The 25,046-nt window shown below is 35.6% G+C and carries 29 protein-coding genes; 23 read left to right on the top strand and 6 right to left on the bottom strand.

All coding sequences use genetic code 11. The annotated features are described in order from the left end of the window. Nucleotides 1–100: 100 nt before the first annotated feature. Together namA and proC are read right to left on the bottom strand one after the other, a co-directional pair. Nucleotides 101–1,120 carry an NADPH dehydrogenase NamA gene (namA, locus tag AC3RV6_RS08000; protein ID WP_489748920.1) on the bottom strand — a complete coding sequence of 340 codons (1,020 nt, stop codon included), beginning with the start codon at nt 1,118–1,120 and terminating at the stop codon, nt 101–103. 17 nt (nt 1,121–1,137) lie between these two features. After that, nucleotides 1,138–1,956 (bottom strand): pyrroline-5-carboxylate reductase, encoded by an 819-nt coding sequence (proC, locus tag AC3RV6_RS08005; RefSeq protein ID WP_489748921.1) that lies wholly within the window; start codon nt 1,954–1,956, stop codon nt 1,138–1,140. 404 nt (nt 1,957–2,360) lie between these two features. Between proC and AC3RV6_RS08010 the strand changes: the two genes are divergently transcribed. The 8 genes from AC3RV6_RS08010 to AC3RV6_RS08045 all read left to right on the top strand — a co-directional run bounded on the left by AC3RV6_RS08010 (nt 2,361) and on the right by AC3RV6_RS08045 (nt 7,670). Continuing rightward, on the top strand, nt 2,361–3,305 hold the full coding sequence (locus tag AC3RV6_RS08010) for an MBL fold metallo-hydrolase (RefSeq protein ID WP_489748922.1): 945 nt from the start codon (nt 2,361–2,363) through the stop codon (nt 3,303–3,305). After that, nucleotides 3,292–4,044, top strand: a complete 753-nt coding sequence (locus tag AC3RV6_RS08015) for an SDR family NAD(P)-dependent oxidoreductase (RefSeq protein ID WP_489748923.1) — start codon at nt 3,292–3,294, stop codon at nt 4,042–4,044. Before AC3RV6_RS08010 ends, AC3RV6_RS08015 begins: the two co-directional genes overlap by 14 nt. Nucleotides 4,045–4,167: 123 nt before the next feature. Further along, the gene (locus AC3RV6_RS08020) at nt 4,168–4,449 is read left to right on the top strand and encodes an endonuclease V (protein WP_489748924.1); all 282 of its coding nucleotides are present in this window, start codon (nt 4,168–4,170) and stop codon (nt 4,447–4,449) included. A 175-nt stretch (nt 4,450–4,624) separates the two neighbouring features. Further along, complete coding sequence (locus tag AC3RV6_RS08025) at nt 4,625–5,383, top strand: GNAT family N-acetyltransferase (RefSeq protein WP_489748925.1); 759 nt, start codon at nt 4,625–4,627, stop codon at nt 5,381–5,383. A gap of 126 nt (nt 5,384–5,509) precedes the next feature. Continuing rightward, nucleotides 5,510–5,932, top strand: coding sequence for a DUF1801 domain-containing protein (locus AC3RV6_RS08030; RefSeq protein WP_489748926.1), 423 nt, complete (start codon nt 5,510–5,512; stop codon nt 5,930–5,932). Nucleotides 5,933–6,091: 159 nt separating this feature from the next. Further along, nucleotides 6,092–6,520, top strand: a complete 429-nt coding sequence (locus AC3RV6_RS08035; protein ID WP_489748927.1) for a hypothetical protein — start codon at nt 6,092–6,094, stop codon at nt 6,518–6,520. A 114-nt stretch (nt 6,521–6,634) separates the two neighbouring features. After that, a complete protein-coding gene (locus tag AC3RV6_RS08040; protein ID WP_489748928.1) occupies nt 6,635–6,841 on the top strand; it encodes a hypothetical protein in 207 nt (68 codons plus the stop codon). A 469-nt stretch (nt 6,842–7,310) separates the two neighbouring features. Next, the gene (locus AC3RV6_RS08045) at nt 7,311–7,670 is read left to right on the top strand and encodes a hypothetical protein (RefSeq protein ID WP_489748929.1); all 360 of its coding nucleotides are present in this window, start codon (nt 7,311–7,313) and stop codon (nt 7,668–7,670) included. 17 nt (nt 7,671–7,687) lie between these two features. Here the strand turns inward: AC3RV6_RS08045 and AC3RV6_RS08050 are convergent, their stop codons facing one another. After that, a complete protein-coding gene (locus AC3RV6_RS08050; RefSeq protein ID WP_489748930.1) occupies nt 7,688–7,975 on the bottom strand; it encodes a transposase in 288 nt (95 codons plus the stop codon). A 444-nt stretch (nt 7,976–8,419) separates the two neighbouring features. Between AC3RV6_RS08050 and AC3RV6_RS08055 the strand changes: the two genes are divergently transcribed. The 12 genes from AC3RV6_RS08055 (at nt 8,420) to AC3RV6_RS08110 (ending at nt 17,670) form a co-directional block, all read left to right on the top strand. Further along, the gene (locus tag AC3RV6_RS08055) at nt 8,420–9,250 is read left to right on the top strand and encodes a hypothetical protein (RefSeq protein WP_489748931.1); all 831 of its coding nucleotides are present in this window, start codon (nt 8,420–8,422) and stop codon (nt 9,248–9,250) included. A gap of 147 nt (nt 9,251–9,397) precedes the next feature. Further along, complete coding sequence (locus AC3RV6_RS08060; protein ID WP_489748932.1) at nt 9,398–9,868, top strand: DMP19 family protein; 471 nt, start codon at nt 9,398–9,400, stop codon at nt 9,866–9,868. 109 nt (nt 9,869–9,977) lie between these two features. Further along, nucleotides 9,978–10,334, top strand: a complete 357-nt coding sequence (locus AC3RV6_RS08065) for a hypothetical protein (protein WP_489748933.1) — start codon at nt 9,978–9,980, stop codon at nt 10,332–10,334. Nucleotides 10,335–10,662: 328 nt separating this feature from the next. After that, nucleotides 10,663–11,577: an ABC transporter ATP-binding protein gene (locus AC3RV6_RS08070; protein ID WP_489748934.1), complete on the top strand. Its 915-nt coding sequence runs from the start codon at nt 10,663–10,665 to the stop codon at nt 11,575–11,577. A 12-nt stretch (nt 11,578–11,589) separates the two neighbouring features. After that, the gene (locus tag AC3RV6_RS08075; protein ID WP_489748935.1) at nt 11,590–12,360 is read left to right on the top strand and encodes an ABC transporter permease; all 771 of its coding nucleotides are present in this window, start codon (nt 11,590–11,592) and stop codon (nt 12,358–12,360) included. Nucleotides 12,361–13,115: 755 nt separating this feature from the next. Further along, a complete protein-coding gene (locus AC3RV6_RS08080; protein WP_489748936.1) occupies nt 13,116–13,811 on the top strand; it encodes a DUF7003 family protein in 696 nt (231 codons plus the stop codon). 286 nt (nt 13,812–14,097) lie between these two features. Continuing rightward, a complete protein-coding gene (locus AC3RV6_RS08085; RefSeq protein ID WP_489748937.1) occupies nt 14,098–14,508 on the top strand; it encodes a GNAT family N-acetyltransferase in 411 nt (136 codons plus the stop codon). A gap of 134 nt (nt 14,509–14,642) precedes the next feature. Further along, nucleotides 14,643–14,810, top strand: coding sequence for a hypothetical protein (locus tag AC3RV6_RS08090; protein WP_489748938.1), 168 nt, complete (start codon nt 14,643–14,645; stop codon nt 14,808–14,810). 121 nt (nt 14,811–14,931) lie between these two features. Then, on the top strand, nt 14,932–15,489 hold the full coding sequence (locus AC3RV6_RS08095) for a DEAD/DEAH box helicase family protein (RefSeq protein WP_489748939.1): 558 nt from the start codon (nt 14,932–14,934) through the stop codon (nt 15,487–15,489). 133 nt (nt 15,490–15,622) lie between these two features. Next, nucleotides 15,623–15,943, top strand: a complete 321-nt coding sequence (locus AC3RV6_RS08100; protein WP_489748940.1) for a hypothetical protein — start codon at nt 15,623–15,625, stop codon at nt 15,941–15,943. Nucleotides 15,944–16,015: 72 nt separating this feature from the next. Continuing rightward, entirely contained in the window at nt 16,016–16,477 is a 462-nt protein-coding gene (locus tag AC3RV6_RS08105; RefSeq protein ID WP_489748941.1) for a DUF2691 family protein, read from the top strand. Between the two features lie 200 nt (nt 16,478–16,677). Next, nucleotides 16,678–17,670, top strand: a complete 993-nt coding sequence (locus AC3RV6_RS08110; RefSeq protein WP_489748942.1) for a S66 family peptidase — start codon at nt 16,678–16,680, stop codon at nt 17,668–17,670. 719 nt (nt 17,671–18,389) lie between these two features. Here AC3RV6_RS08110 and AC3RV6_RS08115 read toward each other — a convergent pair. Both AC3RV6_RS08115 and AC3RV6_RS08120 read right to left on the bottom strand, forming a co-directional pair. Continuing rightward, nucleotides 18,390–19,499 carry a TFIIB-type zinc ribbon-containing protein gene (locus tag AC3RV6_RS08115; protein ID WP_489748943.1) on the bottom strand — a complete coding sequence of 370 codons (1,110 nt, stop codon included), beginning with the start codon at nt 19,497–19,499 and terminating at the stop codon, nt 18,390–18,392. A 19-nt stretch (nt 19,500–19,518) separates the two neighbouring features. Beyond that, nucleotides 19,519–20,667: an SPFH domain-containing protein gene (locus AC3RV6_RS08120; RefSeq protein ID WP_489748944.1), complete on the bottom strand. Its 1,149-nt coding sequence runs from the start codon at nt 20,665–20,667 to the stop codon at nt 19,519–19,521. 259 nt (nt 20,668–20,926) lie between these two features. On the opposite strand from AC3RV6_RS08120, the gene AC3RV6_RS08125 reads away from it, so the two are divergent. Further along, a complete protein-coding gene (locus tag AC3RV6_RS08125; protein ID WP_489748945.1) occupies nt 20,927–21,661 on the top strand; it encodes a DUF4097 family beta strand repeat-containing protein in 735 nt (244 codons plus the stop codon). Between the two features lie 113 nt (nt 21,662–21,774). On the opposite strand, the gene AC3RV6_RS08130 is transcribed toward AC3RV6_RS08125, so the two are convergent. Continuing rightward, the gene (locus AC3RV6_RS08130; RefSeq protein ID WP_489748946.1) at nt 21,775–22,743 is read right to left on the bottom strand and encodes a linear amide C-N hydrolase; all 969 of its coding nucleotides are present in this window, start codon (nt 22,741–22,743) and stop codon (nt 21,775–21,777) included. Nucleotides 22,744–23,100: 357 nt separating this feature from the next. Between AC3RV6_RS08130 and AC3RV6_RS08135 the strand changes: the two genes are divergently transcribed. Together AC3RV6_RS08135 and AC3RV6_RS08140 are read left to right on the top strand one after the other, a co-directional pair. Continuing rightward, nucleotides 23,101–24,297, top strand: coding sequence for an AI-2E family transporter (locus AC3RV6_RS08135; protein WP_489748947.1), 1,197 nt, complete (start codon nt 23,101–23,103; stop codon nt 24,295–24,297). A 450-nt stretch (nt 24,298–24,747) separates the two neighbouring features. Next, on the top strand, nt 24,748–24,927 hold the full coding sequence (locus AC3RV6_RS08140) for a hypothetical protein (RefSeq protein WP_489748948.1): 180 nt from the start codon (nt 24,748–24,750) through the stop codon (nt 24,925–24,927). Nucleotides 24,928–25,046 lie beyond the last annotated feature (119 nt).

Consider the following 25,046-nt stretch of genomic DNA (forward strand, 5'->3'; position numbering starts at 1 on the left):
GCAATAAAAAGAGTCCAATTTTGAATTGGACTTTTTTTCGTGGTTAATTTAGTATTTGTACCAGTAAACGGAACGGGTTATAAGTAAATGTACTCTTTTTTTATTTAGTCCAACCGCGTTCATATTGTTTAGGAGCTTCAATAGATACGCCGAGTTCTTTTGCAGCTGTATATGCCCAGTATGGATCGCGTAATAACTCGCGAGCTAGTAAAACGACGTCGGCACGATTGTTTTTCAATACTTCTTCGGCTTGTATGCCGGTTGTAATAAGTCCGACAGCGCCTGTTGCGATATCCGCGCCTTTTTTAATTATTTCTGAAAAGGGTACTTGATAACCTGGATATGCATCAATTTGTGCTGGAACGACAGCGCCTGAACTGACATCGATTAGGTCAACGTCTTGGTCTTTCATCCATTTGGCCATTTCAACGTATGCTTCTGCAGTCATACCGCCTTCAGTGTAATCATGTGCTGAAATACGAACGAAAAGTGGACCGTTCCAAACACTTCGAACTACGTCTATAATTTCGCGTAGGAAACGGTAGCGATTAATTGCGGATCCGCCGTATTCATCGGTTCTTTTATTCGTTAATGGTGACAAAAACTCATTTATTAAATAGCCGTGCGCGCCGTGAATTTCGATTAAGTCAAATCCAGCTTTTTGTGCACGAATTGCGCCGTCTTTAAAAGCTTGAACTGTTTCTTTAATTTGTTCAGTCGTCATTTCAACGGGTGTTTTATAATGATGATCAAAAGCAATTGCCGATGGTGCGGAGATATCCCCGTCAACTGTAGCTTTTCTACCTGCATGTGCAAGTTGAATGCCAGCTTTCGCACCATATAGCTGCATTAAACGTACAGTCTCGGTTAAACCTTCAATATGGTCGTCATGCCAAATACCAAGGTCTTGAGCAGAAATACGCCCCGCAGGCTGAACAGCAGTTGCTTCAACAATAATGAGCCCTACTTGTCCTACTGCGCGGGTTGTATAATGCGTCTTATGCCAGTCTGTAATCATGCCATCTTCTGCTTCACAAGAATACATACACATTGGGGCCATCACGATGCGATTTTTAAATGTACAATTACGTAGTGTATACGGTTCAAATAATTTAGCCATTCGACAACCTCCGTAGTTTAGTCTATTTTAACTGGATTTCCAAGTTCAAAAGAACGCATTTCTGCATGTTCGAAACATTCCACGACAATTTCTTTGAAAGATCTTTCTTCAAGAATACTAATACCTGCTTCTGTTGTGCCGCCAGGACTTGTAACGCCTTTTCGAAGTAATGCTGGTTCTATACCTGTTTCTTTTAACATAGCAGATGCACCGTCAAATGTTTGAATGATAAGTGCACGTGCTGTGTCTTTTGAAAGGCCTCTGTTAATTGCTGCTTCTTCAAGTGCTTCTGCTAAATAATAAAAATACGCAGGACCACTTCCAGATAACGCGGTGACAATATGCAATTTATCTTCTTCGACTTCTTCTACAATTCCGATGGCTTCAAGTAAATCCAGTACGAGTCTTTTAATATCGTCAGTCATCGCATCATTCCAAGAGACTGCGGTAGCTGACTTTGCAATAGTTGCTGACGTATTCGGCATCGCCCGCGCAATTGGACGTGAACCGAGACCTAACGCGATTGTTTTAATGGGAACACCTGCCATGACTGTAAGGATGGCCGTGTTGTTACCTAGATAAGGATTGATGAGTTCCATTCCGCCTTGAACGTCTATTGGCTTCATCGCAAGGACTACAAGATCTGCTTCTTTTAAAATTTTACGATCATCACTGACGATAGAGACACCGTATTTTTCTTTTAATTTAACGAGTTTAGCTTTATTTGATCGATTCATAATGTATATATTTTCAGGATTAATTGTGCCTTGTTTTACAATGCTGCCTATCATTGCTTCTGCCATTGTACCGGCACCTGCAAATACGATTGTTTTCATAATATCTCTCCTTTAGTCCATAAAAAAATACGCTATCGCCCCTGTGAATGAGGACGAAAACGTATGTTTCCGCGGTACCACCTAAATTTACCGGAAATCCGGTACAACTTGTTCCCAACTTATCGCGAAGGGGGACGGCTGTGTTTCCACAGCGGCTCAGAAGGAGGTTCGAAGTGGGAGGGGGGATGTGGTTTTCAGCCGAGGACCACACTCTCTTTTCTCCATCACCACAACTACTCGTCTTCATCAATGCCAACGTAATCATGAATTAATACGATTATCACATGCTGTATGGGGAAAGTCAAACATCTGAATTTTCGTTATTGAAGAACAAATTAGTGACGTCCAACAGCTAAACAGGTACAATGGAATGAATTGCCATTCATTATAAAGGAGATTAAAATATGATTCATAAAATAGTTATTCCAACTCCATTCGCTGTAGGCGATGTTAATGCGTATCTCATGAAAGGTGATGCACTTTCAATTGTTGATGTCGGTCCTAAAACGCCAGAAGCTTTTGAAGCAATTAAAAATGGTGTTATAGAAGCGGGGTACAAACTTAGCGATATTGAACAAGTTATTTTAACGCATCATCATCCGGATCACGCGGGCTGGATTGAAGCTTTTGAGAATGCGCGTTTATTAGGTCACGCGTATAATGATTTATGGCTAAAGCGTGATCAAGCTTTTTTTGATTACCATGATGCATTTTATATGCAGCGCTTTATAGAAGAAGGCGTTCCTGAGCAGTATTTACATATGGTTAAGAAAATGAAGAATGCTGTCGTGTTCATGGGGGAAAAACCACTAGATATCGTTCTTTCTGAAGGAGATGAATTACCAGGTCATCCAGGTTGGACAGTGCTCGAAACTGCAGGGCATGCACAAAGTCATATCGTTTTTTGGAATGAATCGACAAAAACGATGATTGGCGGAGACCATGTACTTGCGAATGTATCGTCTAATCCATTAATCGAACCACCGTTGGAGCAAAATGATGCGCGACCACTATCTTTGCTGCAATATAATGAATCACTAAAAAAGATTCTGACATTACCTGTGGATACTATATACACGGGACATGGTGCTGAAGTATTCAATGCACATGCGCTAATTGAAGGCCGACTTCATAAACAACATGAACGGGCGATGAAAGTGTTAGGTATGATGGATAACGGTCCAAGAACTGTTTTTGAATTAACGGCAGAATTATTTCCTAAAGTGTATGAAAAAGAACTGGGTCTTACTTTGTCTGAAACGATTGGTCAAACCGATTACCTTTTAAGTAAAGAAATGATTTCAGTACAAAAAGAAGAAGGCGGTATTCTTTATTATGCAAAAGCGTAAGTCGATTTTAATCACTGGCGCAACGAGTGGCGTTGGTCTTGCACTGACAAAACGGTTATTAAAAGAGGAATATGAAATATGGGCAACAGGGCGTTCTGTCGACGTCTTGGCTGAATTAAAAGAGGAAGGTGCTAACGTTGTTCAGGCTGATATATCGAAACTGGGCGACCTTGAAGAGTTAGCTGCGCAAGTAAGCACACCAGATATCATCATTTTCTCAGCTGGTGTCGGTACATTTGGATTGGCGCATGAACTTGCTGATACACAAGTGGAGAATATGATGGATGTGAATGTAATTGCACCGATGCAACTGACAAAACGGTTGTTACCTAATATGATGCAAAGGAAAGCTGGTCATCTAATTTATCTCGGTTCTCAAGCTGGAAAAGTCGCAACACCCAAGGCTTCTGTTTATGCGGCGTCTAAGCATGCCATTCTAGGCTATACGAATGCGCTTCGGATGGAAGTTGCGCCGTATGGGATTAACGTGACTACGATAAATCCTGGACCCATCGACACGCCTTTTCTTGATCTTGCTGATGATACAGGGAATTACCGGAAGGCATTAAGCAAGCATTTGCTTCAGATTGACACGGTGGTGGAAGCGATTATCCGCGTCATAGAAAAACCAGTTCGTGATGTGAATTTACCTTGGTATATGGGCATTACAAGTAAACTGTATGCAATCGCACCTGGACTTGTGGAACGGGTGGGACGGAATTTCTTTATGAAGAAATGAAACCAAAATGAACTACCAATAAAGTGTATTCTTTGTAAAGGACATTTTTTTATAATGCCATTACGAAGGGTACACTTTATCTAATTGATGGGGTAAATATTGTTAAAGGGTAGTGGTTTACAAATGACTCATGAAAATCTGTTGCCAAATGAGCTTATTAAAGAATTTACGCGTATCCAAGATGAACTGTTGCTTGAAGTGATTTTGAAAAATCATTTTATAATAGAAGACATACAAAAAAATGCGGGCGTAAATCCTTTTTTGGTGTCTTGTGGTAACGGGATTAATTTAGCGACAAGTACGAAAATCGTGATGGCTTGTATAAATGATAAAAGTCGACTACCGATTCCAGTAAGATTAGCGGATTTAGAAACTCATATCGTAAGAAGAGAATTGTCATTATGATAAAGTAGGTTTATTAACTTTATAGGTGCTTTTATTTATTAAAAGGTTTTTTATGGAATTTTTAGTATACTAATACTAAAGCATGAAAACTTTTATTATTCTTCAGCAATCGATCCACTTAATTGAGTAATCAGGTAGAAAAAGGGGCATCAGCCTTAAAGTTAGGAGTACAAAAATGAAAGAAATAACATTTAAAGACATTTATACACTTGGGAACATAGCAGCTGAAAATACTCAATATACCCATTTTCACTATCCTGAGATGTTAACCAGGTATGATAGTAATTTTATTGAATTTAAAACATTACCATCTTTAAAAGAATTTAAAGAGGTGGAAAATTACTTAAGCGATTATCATTTGAGTAGAGGACAAAAGCATTTGAAATTCTATTTACCCGCAAATATAAAGCCAACGGAAGAGTTAAGCAAATACCTAACTGATATGGATTATGAATTAGGTTATTTGGAGCTATATGCCATTGAACCGGAACACTTTCCGCCGATAAGAAATAACTCAGATATAGATATTCAACTAGTGACAGAAAAAAATTTAGAAGTACTTCTTAAACTACGATATAAGAATGATTTAGAGATTGGAACTGAATTTGCGAAGCAAAAGATTGACCTTATAAAACGTCAATTTGAAGATCAAGCTATTCAGCAAGTTTTAGCGTTTTATAAGGGTTTCCCGGCAGGCTCTGTAGATGTTATTATCTCCGACGAAACAGTCGAAATCGATGATCTATCTGTAGACGAATCGTCTCGTAATAAGGGGATTGGCAGCCGGTTACAAAAATTTGTAATGGAGTCATTTTCGAAAAAAATTGTAATATTAGTGGCCGACGGAGAAGATACCCCTAGGGAAATGTACAAGAAACAAAATTATAAATATTATGGATTTAAATATGAAGCACAAAAAATATATCAAGATTAGTGTCTAGTTTCTTGTTCAATTATCGGGGGCATATTAATGCAGAAGGTTTGTGCTTCAATAGGGCCATTAATAATGCTGAAGTGTAAACAGGTATATTCACAGAAAATAGAAGAGGAGAGGGTATATATGTATGAACCGAAGATGAAAGAAAATGACAATAGTGTAACTGGCTTTATTGAAAGTGTGGAAAATGAGAAGAAGAAGGCAGATGCCTATCAGTTATTAGAAATCTTTGAAGAGGTGACTGGTTACGACGCAAAAATGTGGGGTCCTAGTATTATAGGCTTTGGCTGCTATCACTATAAATATGCATCAGGACACAAAGGAAATGCGCCTTTAGTGGGTTTTTCACCAAGAAAGGCAAAGATTTGTCTTTATTTGGACTATGAAAGTGAAGAAAGGGAAGAATTATTAGAAAACTTCGGCAAACACACGAAGAGTAAGGCTTGTATTTATGTGAATAAATTAGCTGATATAGATACCAATGTTTTAAAAGATTTAATTAAACATACAGTAGAAAAATATCAGAACCTTTATCCTAATGAATGAAGTGATGATAAATTTATTCTACATACGTGAACACTTGTGGAATATGCGTCATTTCTATTATTCAACAAATGGGTGCAATTCTGTAACGAGGATTTACACCCTATTTCTATATTCGGGCTAGATTATTGAACAACAAAATGTTAATAAAGGAATGAGACTATGGAAGTGCCTATGAATTTAGACCAAGCAACTTTTCATGTAGAAAAAACTAATCCACTGAAACTAAAAGAAGTAAATTTTAAGATTAAACCTAACATTAAAGAACAAAAAAGATTGTTTAGAACATCATTATATAAATTAACAATTATCGTAGAAGTAAATAATCAAGTGTATGAATTTGTAGGTTATAATCTCAATCACAAGCTGATTTCACAGCTAGAAAAAGACCCTTCAAGATTTTTAGTTGGAGCAGAGCCACCATTTTTAAGTGGAACTAACTGGCCGGATAGTGGAATATCTGAAGTCGTTGAGGTAAACAATGTACCTTTGGATTCCCTGATTATAACAGATGGAAAAAATGTCATTGCTACAATTTATAATGATGAGATACCTATATTGACTAACTGGTTTAAAAATTTAATCAATTAAAATAAAAAGAAGAGAAAAGGAGAGAAAAGGAGATTTAATAAAGCTATTTAAGCGATATTCACGATAGTGTTTTACAATAATAGGGCCAGTTTCTGAAACAGGGGGGATGAATATATGTTTAAAAGAGCACTAGCTTATTGTTTAATGTTCATCGTATTTCTAACTGCATTACAGTGGTTATTCCGACCAGAAATTCGTTTGGTTGACAATATTGGGCTTACTGCCATTGCATTTTTTGTTTTTATTTTTGTGGAATGGATAACCAAATCCAGTAAGAAAGCTAAAAAAAATGTCTTGCCCCTTAACATTCGTGGGCAGTAGTGGTATATGGACTGCTATTCAATCGGGCCATTAACTTTAATATAAGTATAGATTTACTCTGCATTCAAAGAAATATCTCGCCTCCATTAAACTGAAAATTGAGAACCTTTAATAAACTACAACGTCATATTATTAAGTTTGAAATGAGGTGAATTTATGGGGTTTTGGTATTTCTTAATATTATTTGCAGGAATGTTTTTAGTAGTTAAAGGTCTATTTAAGAATAAAAATTTTGGCTTGGTATTTGTGGGACTATTATGTATTTCATTTTCAATATTTATGTTTACGCCTGGTAGTGATGAAATAATTTCGGACATATTCAATTTGAATTAGAGCGTGGAATAAATTTAGGTTTACCAATTATAGTTATTAGCACTGACAGGGTGTGATAAATGCAAAAGGGCTGTACTACAATCGGCCTAAAATGTTCCGTATTAAAATAAAGATATATAGTCGAAAGGGTTATTGTATGAGAATGCTTCAATTGATATTTCTAGGTTTTATATGGATAGTGCCTGTTCTGCTTTTTTGGCGTTCTTTCAGAAAAATGAATGAAGATGAACGCCAAGAAATCATAAAAGAGATTAAAAATCCATTATTCATTTTTAGTATTGCACCCCTTTTCATCCGGTTTCTTATGTTTGTGACTGGTTCAGTTTTTACTTTAGGATTAAAAGTAGTTCAAGGTTTAGGAATTGGTTTAGTGTTCTTTGGCTGGATTGTTATGTGGGTAGTAAACTTGATAAAAAAAGAAGAAAGCGTAACAAAAAGTCTTTCTATGATTGCTGTAGCCATATTCGGCGTGATTGTTTATACATATCTGTTTTAAGCAAATGGAGTAAGATGCTATCTTTCAGCCATTGTCAGAATAAGTAGTCTGTAAACGATGAATACACCAAGGTAAGCTCCAGTTATCAAGAAAAAGGGATTAAGAAAAATGCCATGAATTGCAGTCATAAATACAGTATTGTCGATTAGAATTTGGAATATGGAAGTTGATGCAATATTCCCGAAAATAATAGCTGATATAACAGCTATAATATTAAAAGTAATTTGGAATTTCATATTTTTATTCTGTAGATAAAACATAATAATTGGAAAAGAAATGCTAGCAATAACTAATAAAGTTTTCAAAGAATCAATCCTTTCGTATGTATAGCTAATTATCACCTGAAATACAGGCGAATAAACAACGTTGGAATTTTACTTAATAAGAAGACAAGGTGCTGTGATTTAATTGCGGAGAAAATGGATTTGATACTGCTTCAAATTTGGAGGCAAAATGAAAATACTTAATAGTAGATGGGTTGAAAAGATATTTTTGACTACGAGTTGGCTGTTATTAATTTGTCTCATTATAGGTTTTATTTTTGTGGGTGGTTATATATTTTTGCTACTTATTGCAGAAATCAAAGCTATGTAAAGTCAGTTTTCCATATTACTATTCAAATTTCGCAATCCGGTGCAGTTATGGGTAAGGATTGTGCCTGATGCCTTTATAGGGTCACTTAGTGCAATAGTGGCGGTTTTGTTGTTGTAGATATGTAAATAATAAAAACAAAACTGGGGGGGAAATAAATGGGCAGCAATTTTGGTAAATATGAAATACCACCTACACTCCAAAGATTAATTGACTTACAAAATGTTCTTGGTGATGATGAACAATTTTACCTTGGTCTTAATTTTTACCTTTCTCTTGAGGATTTCAGATACTATAACACGCCAAGTGATGTAGTCGTCTTTGGATATATTGGTGTAGACGGTATTCATTATGGGTTTCTAACTGACTATGGTTCTGTACTGGATCTTGAGGCAGCACCTGTTGTTTGCGTTATGCCAATGGATTTTGAACGTCCTACTCGTATAGCTGCGAAGAATCTACGTGAATTTTTAAGGGTTAATTTGACGGACAGTGAACTAATCTATACCCAGTTTGATAGTGAAGAGAATTATCTAGAAGCTAGAGTTCAATGGGCTGCAGAGGCCGCTGATGCTCCATATCAAGAATCTGAAAATGAAAAATTGGTTAGAGAAACAGCCGCAAAATTCTTGATTGAAAATATTGATCTACCTATGATTGACAATCCGTATCGTTATGTTCAAAACGTGGAACTAGAGCGACAAAGAAATGTAAGTGTTCAAACACAGGATAGACTGGGTGTTACTACTCCACTTCTTCAAGGTGAAGAACACATACTATTTCCAATTCACGAGCAGATGAATCCTGATTTAAAGTTGGTGCAAGAATACCTTGATTCCGCACCAATTGCCTCACGACTTGCATTACTTAGGGACATTCAGCTCAATTATATCTTTCCAGATAACCAAGAGTTGTATAAAATAGTGGTTGACGCAATGGTCAATATGGAACTGTTCAATGAAGTCACCAGATTATCTGAAGATATTTAAAATATTGCCATCTTCCATTTTTGACTGTACTTTTGTTAATTTACGTATTTAACAATAATTGGGCTTAGTTGCCGAAGAAGCCCTGTGCCTAATAAAGACCAGCTATTTTGAAATACCTGCAAGTAAATAGTTAATAGGAGGAATAATATGAAACCTAAGATGAACAGAAAAGATTTATTGGACAAGGAAAATATATGGAACGCTGTAGTAACAGTCGTAAGTGATTGTGATTTCCCAACTAAAAACATAGTTTTGAATGAAGCATTTATTGTGTTTCAATACTATTCTGAGCTGGAGAGTGGAGGGCACGAAAGCTTACTCACGTGGTTTGGATCGTATATTGAAGAGATGAGCATTGATAGTTATTTAAAAGAATTGACAGCTATACTTGAAAAAGTTGATGCTCACGACTATGCAATTATTGAGAAGAAGTATGTGAAAGAAATGTGGAGGTTACACATTGCCTTAGACAATAATGAGATGGAAGAGGATGAATTTTATAATGTCATTGAAAAAGCAGACGATGAATATCACAAACTTGATGGAAAGTTAGACAATTTATTAGAAACATACTTTATTAGCATTCATACTGATTTAATTAATGTGGTTGAAGATTAATCCGAAAAGTAAGTTTTAGTCCTTTCTTTAATCAGGTAATTTAGTTGATGAAAACAGATTTGTAGCATTAGCTGGAACACCTTTTCATATAAAAGGAGGAAACGCCAATTTGAAACTGATTTGTAAAGCATGTAATTTAGAAGTTTCTGAACAATTAACGGAATTAAAAGACTTGAATTTGATTAATAAAAACGATGGTCAAGACTATATTCCTAGAGGGTTTTATTTAATTCAAAGGGAAACAGATTACGAACTATTAAAAGGTTCTATCATTATAAACAATAAGGATTTAATTAATTCAAACCGCCATTCAGATAGTAGTAGATTAAATGGTTGTTGTGGTCTTGACGGCTGTGATGGAATGAACAGGGTTTGTTTACATGATCACGAAATTGGTACAGAATACTCTGATTGCTGGAGGATTCATAAAGTCGTACTAAGTCCAGAGTTAGTACAATTTATTTAAGATTTACATTGATTCGCTTACTAAACCAACAGGGCGATTATGGGAAAAAGATTTGCACCCGTTCAACAATCGTTCCATTTAGTTTAATAAAAAGACACATTTTATTTAGAAATTCAATGTTATAATTCAGCTAAGAAGGTTTCTTTTTTTATTGTTCTGTATCAAACAGAATAGGGGGGACCATGGATGAACTTTCCTGATAAGCCAGAGAGATTATTATATTTAAAAATTGTATACATAAAGCTTTGATAATGGGAGAGTTAGTGTCATACTGGCAAATAGGTATTTTAATGCAGCTGATTAAAAAGATAGTAAGGAGATAAAAGGAATGACATACGCATTAGAAATAACAGACTTAAAAAAAGTTTATACTGGGGGTGTCGAGGCTTTGCGTGGCATCGATTTGAAAGTGGAAGAAGGAGACTTCTACGCTCTCTTAGGTCCTAACGGTGCCGGCAAATCTACGACCATCGGGATTGTGACATCGCTCGTCAATAAGACATCAGGAAAAGTCAATGTCTTCGGCTATGATATGGACACACATTTAATGCAGGTCAAGCTGCAGATCGGTCTGGTCCCTCAAGAGTTCAACTTTAGTCCTTTTGAAACGGTCCAGCAGATTGTGTTGAACCAGGCGGGTTATTACGGCGTGTCAAGGAAAGAGGCATTGAAGCGCAGCGAAAAGTACTTGAAGCAGTCTGATTTATGGGAGAAAAGAAATGTTCAGGCACAGATGCTTTCTGGAGGGATGAAACGTCGACTGATGATTTCACGCGCCTTGATGCATGAACCGCGTCTACTTATACTTGATGAGCCGACGGCCGGTGTAGACATCGAATTGAGACGAGAGATGTGGGCGTTTCTGAAAGAGTTGAATGCAAACGGCACGACGATTATTCTGACAACACATTACTTAGAAGAAGCGGAGATGTTGTGTCGCAACATTGGTATCATTCAAAAAGGGCAGCTGATTGAAGATACCAGTATGAAATCATTGCTGGCTAAGCTCCAGTTTGAAACAATTATTTTAGATATCGAATCTTCAGGACGGGTGCCGGTGATCAAAGGCTATAACAGTGAACTCATGGACGAAGGATCCCTTTCTGTGGAGGTAGCGCGTGATCAAGGGATCAACGAAGTGTTCACCCAATTGACAGAACAAGGGATTAAAGTATTGTCTATGCGCAACAAGTCCAATCGATTAGAAGAGTTATTTTTAAAACTTACAGAAGAAACTGCGTAGTGGAGGATGTACATGTTTAAACTATATTTTACAGCATTAAAAGGTTTGGCGGTCAAAGAAACGAACCGCTATCTTAGAATCTGGGTCCAAACACTGGTCCCGCCAGTCATCACAACTTCCTTGTACTTTGTCATCTTCGGGAATTTGATTGGTAAACGTATTGGCGAGATGGGAGGATTCTCCTACATGGAGTTTATAGTCCCTGGATTAATTATGATGTCGGTCATCACGAGTTCCTACTCAAATGTCTCGTCATCATTTTTCTCACAAAAGTTTCAAAAGAACATTGAAGAACTATTGGTTGCCCCTGTACCGACTCATATCATTATCTGGGGCTTTGTGATTGGAGGACTAGGAAGAAGTATTCTGGTGGGGATACTGGTCACGATTATTTCTCTGTTTTTTGTTCCGTTGCAAGTCTACTCTTGGAGCATTGTCGTCTTGACGCTTTTGATGACGTCTATTTTGTTCTCTTTAGCAGGACTGTTGAACGGCATTTTTGCAAAATCATTTGACGATGTATCTATTGTTCCTACGTTTCTTCTTCAGCCGTTGACCTACTTAGGCGGCGTGTTTTTTGCAATCTCGATGTTGCCTCCGTTTTGGCAGGTTGTATCAAAGTTCAACCCGATTGTTTATATGATTTCGGGATTCCGATTCGGGATTCTCGGTGTAATCGATGTTCCGATTTTATTCTCTGTTCTCATTTCGATTATCTTTGTCATTGTGCTTTATGGAATCAATTGGTATCTGATTGAAAAAGGCCGTGGACTGAGAAGTTGATATCTATTGTACTTACTCAATAAACCCTTAAAAGCTGCGACAAATTCAAACCACCTTTCACATTGAAAGGTGGTTTATTTATGGCGATTACCAGTTTACGGAATAGTGGAGGTAGCCGTTGGAAGCTGACGTTACGGTATCTGTATGCGAAGTGAGCGAAAAGAATCGGATAAATTTAAATCGTTAGTAATTTGTTAATATATTAATGTTTGCATAGACTTATTCTAATAGAATCTATTATTCGATTATAAAACGGATTATGGATTTCTTAAGTTTTCACTAACAACCAATTTATCAAACTGCTTTAAAAGAGCAGAACTTTTATTGTATTTATAGCCTACAGCTCTCTTCTCTTCAATATTCCTGCGATTCGTTTACCAAGAATGCTTTGAAAATCCACAGCTCTTTTAGACATTTTTAGACACCTCTTCTGGATTAATAGCACATTTTCTTAAATTTTCTATGTCTGTGTGCAATTGGTATGAAAAAACGAAGAGGTTTTAAAACGAGACACTATAAAATCAGGTGTGTTTGAGGATTCAGATATATATGGATTAACTAAGTCAGATTATCAATAAAATCTTGTTAAACTATCTGGGTGCAGTGGTAGGATAAGGTTTGTGCTTCAAACGGGTACTTAATAAATTTAGACCTATTATGCTAAATGGACTTCAAATGGTTTTAAAGATACAATTATTCATTAAACGGGGGCATTACTTGCATTATATTAAATAAATGTTGGAAGGAGTGACAGTGTGAAAGCAAAAGAAATTCTTCAAGAATTAGATGCAAACACTGAGGATTATAATTTCCCTATACTAGATAATTATAATGTTGACTTGGCACAGTGTAGGATAACTGTTTTTAGTGATAAAGAACAATGGTTAATTGCATTTGAAGTTGTAGGTATAGACATAAATCAGGAGATAACTAATGATATATATATTTATAGCAATGTCACTAGACAGAGAGGATTAATAACAGGTATAGAGGACATTGTAACCTTGGAAAATAAAGAATACTGGTATGATGACGAAGGCAACTTTATTGTAAATCCGTTTCATTTAGAACTTCTTATCATGGGAGAAAGGGTTACATTAACCCCTCAAAAGACTGAATACATAAAGTTGGGAATTAATACTGAAGCATTTAATTTAACTAAGCTTCTACGTTATCTAAATTCACAATGCGAAGAAAAATTATGGTTAACGATCGAATCTCTATTAGATGAGATAGATGAAAGTATTGAATTACCACTATTTTATCAAAGTAGTGAATGGCAACACCCTAATATTAGTGATGGACAAAAACCAAGCGAAAGTATTTTTTTTCAAAGTCTGTCAGAAGCAATCGAGTCGAATAATATGGATTTAATAAAATCGGGTGAATCAAATACTTACTGGTCTAATTGGACATGGAGCGATTTTGAAAATCAAGAAGATATGGAATAAAGAGGTGTTATGCTACCGGGGGCGTTTAATGAATTAGGGTTGAATTACAATCGGGCCATTTAATAGAGGAGGGAAACTATGACTGTAATCAGGAAAGTAACTTGGAATTCAGAAATCATATGCTATACTAAAAGATAATTTATACTTAAAAAATAATAGAGGTAAGTTAAAATATACGAATAATGTTAAATTAGAACTATACCGAAAAAATTTAAAGGAGGTATAAGACAGTGGATAAACTAAGGATCAACCCTTCAAAATAATACATTTTGGGGAGGGAAAGCGAATGAAGTTAAACTTTGATAATAGTAAAAAGATAAGCAGGGAACAATTAGAAAGATTGTATAATGACGTGGGATGGTATGCTTATACAGATGATGTAGAAGCTCTTCAACAGGCACTAGAACATTCCTTAGAAGTTATATCCGTTTGGAATGATGAAGAATTAGTTGGGCTAATTCGTATTGTTGGTGATGGATTAACAATTATCTATATTCAAGATATTCTTGTGTTAAATTCTTATCAAAATCAAGGAATTGCTACTCAATTAATACAAAAGGTTCTGAATAAATATAATAAAGTTCTTCAAAAGGTTTTAATGACAGAAGAAGCCCCTGATGTAAGACATTTTTACGAAAAGAATGGGTTCGAATCATGTGATAAGGGTACTTTGGTATCGTTCGCCAAGATGAATTAAAAGGACTTCTAAAATGGGATAAATTGATATTTATAAATGATCGGGAGAGTTTCTTTAGAACCTCCCGATTTTTCTTATTAGTGAATCGGGAAAAATTGTGAAATGGTTGCGAAAAATAAAAGAGGTGGGATTGTATGAAATATGTTTGGATATTTATTGGCCTAATTGCTTTAGCTATTATTAGTTTTATGGTTGTAGGAGGTATTTTAGGGGATGAATCAGGAGTTGTTGTTTTAGCAATCCAAAATACCGCAATCATCACATTTCTAATTTATCTTGTTTCAAAGAAAACTAAATATTGATTTTGTATGACAACTAAAATCGGTGGCGTTTACGTTATAAGCAATTTCGTCTATATCGCAAACTTGGGCCATTTCACTGCAGATTGTTCGAATAGATAAAATATGTTGGGGGTAATTACTAATGAAATTTGTGCTAATATTTGGTCCGCAAGCAGTTGGTAAAATGACAGTTGGGCAAGAGTTAGCGAAAGTAACTGGATTAAAATTATTTCACAACCATATGACAATTGAATTACTTGAGCCCTTATTCAGTTTTAGTCCAGAAATGTTTAGATTGTCAACTTTATTTAGAACAGAAATATTCAAGTCAGTAGCTGAGAGTGATCAAGAAGGAATGATTTTTACTTATGTATGGGCTTTTGACCAACAAGAGGACTGGGACTTTGTAGACGATATAAGTGAAATATTTAAGTCTAAGGGTGCCACGATTATTTTTGTGGAATTAGAAGCTGATATTGATGAAAGGATAGAACGTAATAAAAGCCCACATCGACTTCAGCACAAGCCAACCAAGAGAAACGTTGAATGGTCAGAAAAAGAACTAACTGAAACAATGAAAAAGCATAGATTAAACTCTGATAGGGACGAAATTAAGAATGAAAATTACATAAAAATTAATAACACTTATTTAAGTGCTACAGAAGTAGCTGAAATAGTTTCAGAAAGATTTAAATTATAGTTTTAATAAACAACCTTAACCAATCATGGGCAGTACCGAAAGAAGCACTGTGCCTGAAACTCAGGCCATTTTGTTTAACAGTAATTTGAAGAAATAGTAAAACTACGTTAATACGAAGAGGGGGGAGTTAGGCGTGCTAATTTTTTCTGTAATTGCATTTTCAGCTTTGATTATAGCGGTTGTGTCAACTTTTGCTGCAATTAAAGGTAAACACCAATTTTATTGGATTTCTGCTATTGTGATTTATATCTTTAGTTTTTTAGCAGGTTTTTCAATAGGCCAGATAACGGTTGGTTTAACCTTTATCCCATTAACTCTGGCAATTGGGCATTCCTTAGGTTGGATAAAAAACAAAATGCACAGTAGTATTTTTTTGTGTATTGGCATTTTAATTGGATTCCTAATGGTCCTCTATGTTGACGATGCCTGGCTATTTTTTCCTTTACGTTTTTAAGTTAACAAGTGGGTTAAACTTGAAGTAATTACAACTAAGATAAAAAGTCGAATATGTGAAATGGGGATAGGGATGCGAGGTATTTCTTTTAAAATTCCGAATAAATATGGTAAACAGCTATTAGATATCCTAAAAGAAATTGACGTATCAAGATGGGATTGGCAAATTGGAAGTGGTGAAGCATACATCATTGAAAATGGTACACTTGGTAAAAATCTATTTGATAGAATGCCTAGTTTAACAGGTAAAGAGTTTTTTAAACGGATTTCCGAAGATGACTATTACTTAATTTTTACAGATTTAAAAGCGTATAAGAATGTTGAATTAGGATTGAAAATTGAGACATATGAAGATTTTTTAGAAAGCGACTGTCAGTTTGTACTCCTTGTTGTGGATTCATCATATGTAATCATCTACTCAAAAAGCAAATCTACGATTCAAAGTCTTCACAATCAAGCAATAGCTGCCAAGTACGAGCAAGTTGAATATATTACAGATGAAAATGATGACAATGCAACATTAATAGCTTTTTGATTGTTTTGCGGACTTTAATCTATTTTAAAATTATAATTTCTATTAAACCAATGGGTGCAAGTTCCACATAAGAGCTGCGTTTTCTCTCGGGCTATTTTATTGAAGTTCAAAGAGTATTAACGCTTGTCTGAAGTAAAATTATGTAGCAAATTATCAGGAAGCTAGCGTTTATTTAGTAATGGAAAGAAGGTAAATAATATATGATAAAACGATTAGAAAAGGGAGATACAATCGGTATTTTCACACCATCTTCACCCGAAACGGTTACTTCGATGCAACGTTTTCAACGTGCGAAAGCTTTTTTAGAATCAAAAGAGTTTGTTATTGTAGAAGGGAAATTGACAGGACAATCTGATTTTTATCGTTCAGGATCCCCTAAAGCACGTGCAGAAGAACTAAATGAGCTACTAAGAGACCCGAATATAAAGATGATAATGTCCACAATTGGTGGTACAAACTCAAATAGTATACTGCCATATATTGATTATGAAGCATTTAAGAAAAATCCAAAGCTAGTTGTTGGATATTCAGATGCAACGGCTGTTTTACTCGCCCTTTATGCAAAAACAGGTATCACAACATATTATGGACCTTCTTTAATTCCTTCGTTTGGTGAATTTGAACCGCTAGTAAATGATACTTATCAATATTTCGAACAATACTTCATGCAAGAGACAGATCTACCTTATGAAGTGCCTATGCCCCCATTCTGGTCAGATGAGCCAGTGAACTGGTTAGAAAAAACAACAGAGAAAACGCTTTTTAGTAATGCGTGGGTAACTGGTCATAGTGGTGTTGCAGAAGGACGATTAATAGGTGGTAATGTAAATTCGATGTATGGATTTATAGGTTCTTCTTATTTCCCTACAATTGAGCAAGGGGATATTTTATTAATCGAGGACTGTTTGAAAAATGCCTCGATTGTTGAGAAAAACTTTGCAATGTTAAAAATGCAAGGTTTTTTTGGTAAAGTTGCTGGCATTATTTTAGGTAAACATGAAGGGTATGATGATTTAGGTACGGGCAAAAAACCATTAGACTTATTGATAGAACAATTAGATGGAATGGTTATTCCTATTTTAGCTGAATTCGATACATGCCACACACACCCAATGCATCCACTAGCTATTGGAAAACAAGTGAAGTTAGATGCAGGTGCAAAAAAAGTACTTTGTACAGAAAAATGGATATGAGATTTTAAAATGGAAAACATTAGTTGAGTGGAAATAGAAATTCTTTTTGAAGTAAGCGGATGTATTAAAACGAAGAAATACGCTTTAATCCGTTTAAGGATATTGTTTTGGGAATAGATCTTTTATTGGGCTTTTTATTCAAGACATTTGGTGACTTAGTTTATGACAATCAAAACTTTGAAATCTTGTTCCCTGGTTTTTGATTACACTTTTTTCTGTGATTATTATATGGATTGGTTATTGATTATTTTATAAGGAAATTATTTAAATGAAAATGTGAGTAATTACGCAGGTTCTTAAACCATCAGGTATAAATTATCGCAAAAGGCTGACCTTCAATAGAGCCGAAATTTTATAAAAACCGCGATGGAACGAATTTGAATTAGGAGGAAAGAGTTTGAGGAAACGCCATATTAAATTTTTGAAATACTTTTCGATTCTTTTCGTAATTAATATTACGGTTAATTTCATTTTTAAAGATGATCTCAACGTATTAACGGCGTTTTCAGTCGCGTTGGGGGTTAGTTTAGGAATCGCGTACTTAAGTCCGTACTTGGTTAAGGAGTAAAAAGTTGAGCAATACGTCTAAGCAACGCCATTTAAAGGTATTTAAAAGACCGCTATTCTATAAGTGAATTGGCGGCCTAATTCGTTATTTAATTTACATTTTTATTACTAAACTGAAAGGGTGATAACAACATACTTTTTGGTAATTAAGATTAATTCAAGAATAAAAAGACAATCCCAATTATCGCAATCAAGATTAAAATAGTAAACGTAACTTTCCAGGCACTGATTGGTGATTTCCCACTTACTTTTCCTGTCTGGCCATTGACCAAAAATCTGTAAATTTTATGATTAAAAGTAAAAGATGATATCCATATTGGCAATAAAATATGCTTGTATGTAATGTCTTCATAATTTGTAGAGACTGACATAATATTGACGACATCCCCATACACTTGTCTTCGAATCCCGGTTTCAATTCCGCTATCAATTAAGTTTTTGGCATCATCCCATCCTTCTTTCAAAGGAATCGAATATCTTTCCGCTAAAAATCCGGATAAATAATCCATTTTATAATCAACAAGTGCATTTAAATGAAATGGTTCAATTCTGTCTATTAGTCCACTTGCAACATTGCGAGAAGCTTTTACTAATATATCATCGAAAAACTCACTATAACGGCCACTCTCTGTATGCCATCGAATTTTCTGTACTTGTTCAGTGACTTGCCTAGACTTTCCATCTTCAACTACTGTCCGCGTTTCTGTGACGTAATAATACGTTCCAATTTGCACGACGAAAGAAGAGGCGGTTTCCGAATCAAAGGTCCAGTAGGGAATATACGCACCTGATAACTTATCTAATTCATGTGACTGAGCTAGTTTGGAAGGTGCAAAATATTTCTTGTTGATCCAAACCTTAAACTTTTCAACTGCCTCATCTTTTGAGATTTGAAAAGGAACGACAAGCGCTGGTTTAATGCCTGCGTGATGTTCACTCGTTGAAATATGAGAAGAACCGCAAAATGAACAAAAGTCGGCTACTTTATCTTTGTCCAATAACGTTTCTGCGCCGCAACTATCACATTTGAAAACACGTTTCTCATCATCCCAACTGTGCACATCATTTTCTAGGGCATGTAAAAAATCATGCTCAATTGCATTTTTTCGTGTTATTTCAATCTCATTTTCAGTACCGCAAAATGGACATTTGAGAGTTCCGCTTTTGGGATCGAAAATGGTGTTACCTCCACAGGACGAACATTGATTGACTTCTGTTTGTTCAACTATTTTATTTTCTGCACCATTATCCAATTCAGTCACAAGAACACCTCTTTATATGCTATAGACTTTCTCCGCAGTCTCCACAAAACTTTGCGTTAGGCGCGTTTTTCTTGTCGCATTTAGGGCAAACTTTTTCTTTTACTTGTTGCGCGCCACATTCACCGCAAAACTTCGCATCTTCCTTAATCTCTGCTTGGCAGTTAATGCAAGGAACTTTTTTCGACTGAACTGATTTCCCACATTCTCTACAAAACTTTGCATTGGCTGAATTGAGTTCATTACAATGCGGACAATTGATTTGATCTGATTGACTGTGTAGTGGGGCAGCAGTATTTGCTTGTTGTTGATTGGCTGTAAATGAATTCGCCATCACACCGCCTAGTGCCGCACCAGCACCGAGTCCGATTCCAGCACCTGCCATACCGCCTGACTCATTTTGTGCGGCATCACGTAATGCTTCTGCCGCCTGGTATTGCTGGTATTGACCCATATTTCCAAGTACACCCATCGACGTTCTTTTATCCATCGCTTCTTCGACTTCTTTAGGTAATGATAAGTTTTCGATATATAGGGAAGTGATTTCAAAACCAAACTTACTAAAACGCTCTTGCATTTTTTCTTTACCTTGTGTGCTTAATTCGTCATAATGCATCGCTAAATCCAAAGCTGGAATTTTTGATTCTGCTAATAAATCTGTGAGGCCAGACAAAATCATTTTCTTCAATTGCTCTTCGATATTACTCGTATCATATGAAGCGCTTGTGCCAAATAGTTCTTTTAAGAAAACAGTTGGTTCAGAAACTTTATACGAATAAATCCCATATCCACGAAGTCGAATCATCCCAAACTCAGCATCTCTCATCATAATCGGGTTTGACGTACCCCATTTTTGATTAATAAATTGCTTCGTATTGATAAAATAAACTTCTGCTTTAAATGGAGAATTAAACCCGTGCTTCCAAGACTTCAACTTCGTTAAGACGGGCATATTTTGTGTGAATAAAAGATGCCGTCCTGGTCCAAAGACATCCGCAATTTCTCCTTCATTTACGAAGATTGCGACTTGTGATTCTCGAACGGTTAATTCTGCGCCCATTTTTATTTCATTACCTTGAACGGGAAAACGATACACCATCGTATTTGTACTACTATCTGTCCATTCGATTACTTCAATAAATTGACTCTTAAAAAATCCGAATAACCCCATGCATAATACCTCCTCATTAGACTATAAATATATTGCTATTATAACATAAATAAACAGCATTCTATTTCCCATTTAAAATGCTTGAATTCTGGATAAAAACTTTATTGAAAATAATTATTATCGTTTTAATACGTTTGAATGAGAGGAAAGTTTCATTAATTTACTAGTGCAATTATTTTATTTAATGGTTTTAATTGATATTATAGGAGGTTTTGATGAATAGGATATATATAGCAGTGGGATTATGGGGGGGATTTATTTGAAAAGAAAAAACGACTTACAAATGCCTAAGATCCTTATCGGTGTTGTTGTGTTGCTAGCGATTTTATTTTTAATTAATAAATGTTCGGGCTCTGGTAGTTTTGAGAAAGTGATTTCTAGTGAAGGGATTACACATGTAAGTGTTGCGACGAACACCGGAGATGTTATTCTATCGCCTTATGAAGGCAAAGAGATTCGCGTTCAGTTATTAAGTAAATCAGGTGGAACTTTGTCAAAGCATTATAAGTTGAAGGTTAAAGAGAAAAAAAATCAAGTGGAGATTAAGGTGAAGACAAAAGCTAAACTTTCACAAGGTTTTATCATTTCAGTGGAGCTACCAGACAAGCAATTTGAAGCTTTACAAGTTACTGCGAACGTCGCGAATATTGAAGTAGGGGCAGTTGATGTCGCTCAACTTTATTTGACGACAAAAGTTGGTAATATTACGGTGAATAAAACGAAAGGATTTATTCAGGCGAAAGCCGAAGTAGGGAATATTGTGATGAATTTTGAGTCAATACTAAATAATATTACGGCGATTGCAGAGGTTGGGAATATCATCGTAAACGTAGTGAATCCACCGCCAGCACTTCAAACGAATTGCTCGACAAGTATTGGAACGACAACGATTAATTTGCCGAATATAAATAATGGAGCCATTGGAGTAGGTGGACCAACTGTCGAATTGTCCGCGGAAGTCGGCGATGTTTCCTTATTGTTGGTTGGGGAATAGTTGTATTCGATTGCGATGAAGGAATGCGCTGTTGTCATCTGATTTTTAAAATATCTGCCTATGCACCAAACATTCATGAGAGCTTGATGCACAGACACCTTTTAAATGAACAATTAAAGTTCCATTCCCTTTTGAATATCGATATAGACAATTTCTTTTTCATCTTTGTAGTTGTCGAGATAAAAAGATTGGATGTTAATATTGTCATGATATTTGATGAAGTATGCTTTTTCCTTTGTATCCATCATCCCGGTATACAAGGTTTCATCAGTATGTCCTTCTTGTCCATCAATGACTGCGCCTGTTGGAATATCTGATTGACCTAAAATACGAAAACCTTGTAAGATTGCAGATTGTCGGTCAAGATTTTTTGGTGTGTTTGACACGAAGGAAGCGGCTCTAACAAAACGTGAGGGAGGCGTAAAGTCGCCAGGTAATCCAACCATTCCGCTACCTTCTCCAAATTTAGAGAGCGATATGCCATTAAATATTCTTTGTTGCACGTTTTCTGGTTGGAGGTGGATATAATTTTTCAGGTTGGTTACATGCCATGGAAATTCTGGAGCATTCGTTAACACACCATAAGGGTTGTCATAGGCAAGTAGTTTACCGTCTTTTGGTTCTAAGACAATTCCTTTACCGTCGGCATCCATAAAGAAGAAATGCATGCTAGTTGAAACATCATCTTCCGTTTCCCCGCGTTCTATTACAACAAGACTCTCCGCTTCTGTACGCACTTCTTCTACATTTTTGCATCTACTTAGCAAATAACAAAATGCGTTGGAAGTAGTCAGGTTAACTTTTCCTTCTATATTACTTTTTGAAAAGGAAGCGTATCCTGGAAGCAGATTATTCGAACCCATTAGTCCCATCTCGTTAATGCCATCACCAAAGGAAGGTTGTTTAAAAAAGCCGGATCCGATAACTGCATACTTCGTTGGGTATGCGGTTTCTTTATCTTTTATAAATCCCGCAGCATGTTTTGGTACATAGACAATATGATTGTCCAATTTTACGCCGACTTCTAAGGTTCTTCCGAAAACGATCCCTTCTGAATATGAAAAACCGATTGTTGTACACATTTTATCACTCCTCGTAGCGTTATATTTTATTATACATAGAAGAAATTCGCTAAGCCACCAAAAGAAGTTGAACAATTTAGTCTTTTATAAAATGCCAAAAGTACATGCTCAAAGTGACTTTAAAAAGGTGACTATTTTGGGTATACATTAATAGAATTTATTCATTATCTAATTGAGGAAAGGGAGAAATAGGATGATTTTCTTGTTGATTCTTTGCTTGCCAGTAAGGACCGTTCTTTATTTCTGAATGTTGTGAAACCCATAAAACAGCTGTATGCTAGAAAAGTAAGGACAATCATTCAAATACCCTTTTAGTTTTTGATTGATAGTCAATAAAATAGGAACGGGGTACAGAATATGGAGCAGGAAAAAGTAAATATAAAAAATATTGCTACTTGGTTCTGGAAATGGTTTTTAAATAATAAAGTTGTGACCATTTTATTGATTTCATTATTAATTTTATTGAATTTTCTAGTTTTTTCGAAAATCACTTATATATTTAACCCAATTAAAGAATTTTTTAGTGTAATTGGATTACCAGTTTTAATGGCCGGTATTTTATTTTATTTAGTAAATCCTTTGATAGATTGGATGGAAAGAAAGAAAATACCTCGTGTTGCGGGGATAGGAATCGTTTTTGTAGTTATTATTGGATTAGTTGTGTGGGGAATAATCATTCTTATTCCAATTATACGTGAGCAGACATTGAGTCTGATTGAAAACTGGCCTACTTATTGGAACAAAGTAATTACTCAATTTGATAATTTCTTGAGAAATGATATATTTTCCCAATTACAAGTTCAATTGGCCGATATCAATCAAAGTATTTTAAAATCAATTTCAGAGCAAGCGAACAGCGTCGTGAATTCAACTTTTTCTGGCATTGGCAGTGTAGTAGGAACCGTTACTAATGTTGTCATCGCACTTGTTACAATGCCCATTCTTTTATTCTTTTTATTAAAAGATGGACGCAATTTACCGTATCATGCAATGAAATTCATTCCGACGAAGATGCGTTTAGTTACATATAATTTATTGAAAGAAATCAATACGCAAATTAGTCAGTATATCCGCGGCCAATTATTGGTAGCTTTTTTTGTCGGATTAATGTTCTGGATTGGTTTTGCAATAATTGGTCTTGAATACGCAGTTCTTTTAGCAATATTGGCTGGCGTACTGAATTTAGTCCCATACTTGGGTTCGTTTTTGGCGATAATACCAATTTTAATCATCGCATTGGTTGCTTCACCGGCAATGCTCGTTAAAGTAATTATTGTATTTGCGATTGAACAATTACTTGAAGGTCGATTAATTCAACCATTAATTTTAGGTAGTAATTTAAAAATACATCCAGTAACAATTATTGTCGTGTTACTGACGGCAGGGAAATTATTTGGTATACCTGGAGTGATTTTAGGGATCCCGGCGTATGCGGTGTTAAAAGTAATTTTTGAGCATCTTTTTAATTGGTACCAAACGTATTCAGGTTTATATGTGGAAAATTACAATCCGGCCCCAAAACCAAGCGAACCTATTGGTAAAAGGAAAAGGTGAAAATAAAGGAATAAAATAAGTAAAATAAGTTTGTTAGAAATTTCATAGTTAAATGCCTGCTTACTAGAATGAATGATCCATCGGTATTGTGCTTTTTTGGAAGTGACATGCTACGAGAAATAGACCAACTTCTTGATACAGGGGTGTCCAAACTGATGATTAAACTAGTAATCCTTGTACTTAGTCTTATTTTTGTTCTAACAGGCTGTGTATAGAACTCGGCCGGACAACCATCTAATAAAGAAACTTATTCGGTTGGAGAATTATCTACTGATTCTATTAATTATGGTCCTACTTCTCCTGATTATGTAATTGAAGGTGAATACGAGGTAGAGAGCCATCAAGTAAAGGCCCATATGCAAGTGATATTCGAAAATAATATCATGGATTCATTAGAGGAACTCTACTTCAACGTTTGGCCAAATGCGAACGAATTTGAAGGTGGTAGTCTTGAAGTTCAACAAGTTCGTTTTAATGGTGAAGACGTATCTCCCTATTTCTGAGACTGCATTGGTAGTCACCGGGTTTTCAATGGAACGGAATGAACGATCAACGTTAGAAATAGATTTTGCAGTCGTATTTAATACGGAATTCTATTCGATGGAAAAAATTGGTAATACTTTATCTTAAGAGGCAACCCTATTATAGAGCAACGATTGCATATAAAATAGGATATAAAAATATTCTGAGTGTAAGTAAAAAATACATATGAAATAATATCTAGCGATGACAGTCGCTGGGTGTTATTT

Source organism: Sporosarcina sp. So3-204, from assembly GCF_058068165.1.

Bases quoted from the DNA above. Each gene is read 5' to 3' on its own strand.
- namA (WP_489748920.1), bottom strand. From the start codon at position 1,120: ATGGCTAAATTATTTGAACCGTATACACTACGTAATTGTACATTTAAA.
- proC (WP_489748921.1), bottom strand. From the start codon at position 1,956: ATGAAAACAATCGTATTTGCAGGTGCCGGTACAATGGCAGAAGCAATG.
- AC3RV6_RS08010 (WP_489748922.1), top strand. From the start codon at position 2,361: ATGATTCATAAAATAGTTATTCCAACTCCATTCGCTGTAGGCGATGTT.
- AC3RV6_RS08015 (WP_489748923.1), top strand. From the start codon at position 3,292: ATGCAAAAGCGTAAGTCGATTTTAATCACTGGCGCAACGAGTGGCGTT.
- AC3RV6_RS08020 (WP_489748924.1), top strand. From the start codon at position 4,168: ATGACTCATGAAAATCTGTTGCCAAATGAGCTTATTAAAGAATTTACG.
- AC3RV6_RS08025 (WP_489748925.1), top strand. From the start codon at position 4,625: ATGAAAGAAATAACATTTAAAGACATTTATACACTTGGGAACATAGCA.
- AC3RV6_RS08030 (WP_489748926.1), top strand. From the start codon at position 5,510: ATGTATGAACCGAAGATGAAAGAAAATGACAATAGTGTAACTGGCTTT.
- AC3RV6_RS08035 (WP_489748927.1), top strand. From the start codon at position 6,092: ATGGAAGTGCCTATGAATTTAGACCAAGCAACTTTTCATGTAGAAAAA.
- AC3RV6_RS08040 (WP_489748928.1), top strand. From the start codon at position 6,635: ATGTTTAAAAGAGCACTAGCTTATTGTTTAATGTTCATCGTATTTCTA.
- AC3RV6_RS08045 (WP_489748929.1), top strand. From the start codon at position 7,311: ATGAGAATGCTTCAATTGATATTTCTAGGTTTTATATGGATAGTGCCT.
- AC3RV6_RS08055 (WP_489748931.1), top strand. From the start codon at position 8,420: ATGGGCAGCAATTTTGGTAAATATGAAATACCACCTACACTCCAAAGA.
- AC3RV6_RS08060 (WP_489748932.1), top strand. From the start codon at position 9,398: ATGAAACCTAAGATGAACAGAAAAGATTTATTGGACAAGGAAAATATA.
- AC3RV6_RS08070 (WP_489748934.1), top strand. From the start codon at position 10,663: ATGACATACGCATTAGAAATAACAGACTTAAAAAAAGTTTATACTGGG.
- AC3RV6_RS08075 (WP_489748935.1), top strand. From the start codon at position 11,590: ATGTTTAAACTATATTTTACAGCATTAAAAGGTTTGGCGGTCAAAGAA.
- AC3RV6_RS08085 (WP_489748937.1), top strand. From the start codon at position 14,098: ATGAAGTTAAACTTTGATAATAGTAAAAAGATAAGCAGGGAACAATTA.
- AC3RV6_RS08090 (WP_489748938.1), top strand. From the start codon at position 14,643: ATGAAATATGTTTGGATATTTATTGGCCTAATTGCTTTAGCTATTATT.
- AC3RV6_RS08095 (WP_489748939.1), top strand. From the start codon at position 14,932: ATGAAATTTGTGCTAATATTTGGTCCGCAAGCAGTTGGTAAAATGACA.
- AC3RV6_RS08105 (WP_489748941.1), top strand. From the start codon at position 16,016: ATGCGAGGTATTTCTTTTAAAATTCCGAATAAATATGGTAAACAGCTA.
- AC3RV6_RS08110 (WP_489748942.1), top strand. From the start codon at position 16,678: ATGATAAAACGATTAGAAAAGGGAGATACAATCGGTATTTTCACACCA.
- AC3RV6_RS08120 (WP_489748944.1), bottom strand. From the start codon at position 20,667: ATGGGGTTATTCGGATTTTTTAAGAGTCAATTTATTGAAGTAATCGAA.
- AC3RV6_RS08130 (WP_489748946.1), bottom strand. From the start codon at position 22,743: ATGTGTACAACAATCGGTTTTTCATATTCAGAAGGGATCGTTTTCGGA.
- AC3RV6_RS08135 (WP_489748947.1), top strand. From the start codon at position 23,101: ATGGAGCAGGAAAAAGTAAATATAAAAAATATTGCTACTTGGTTCTGG.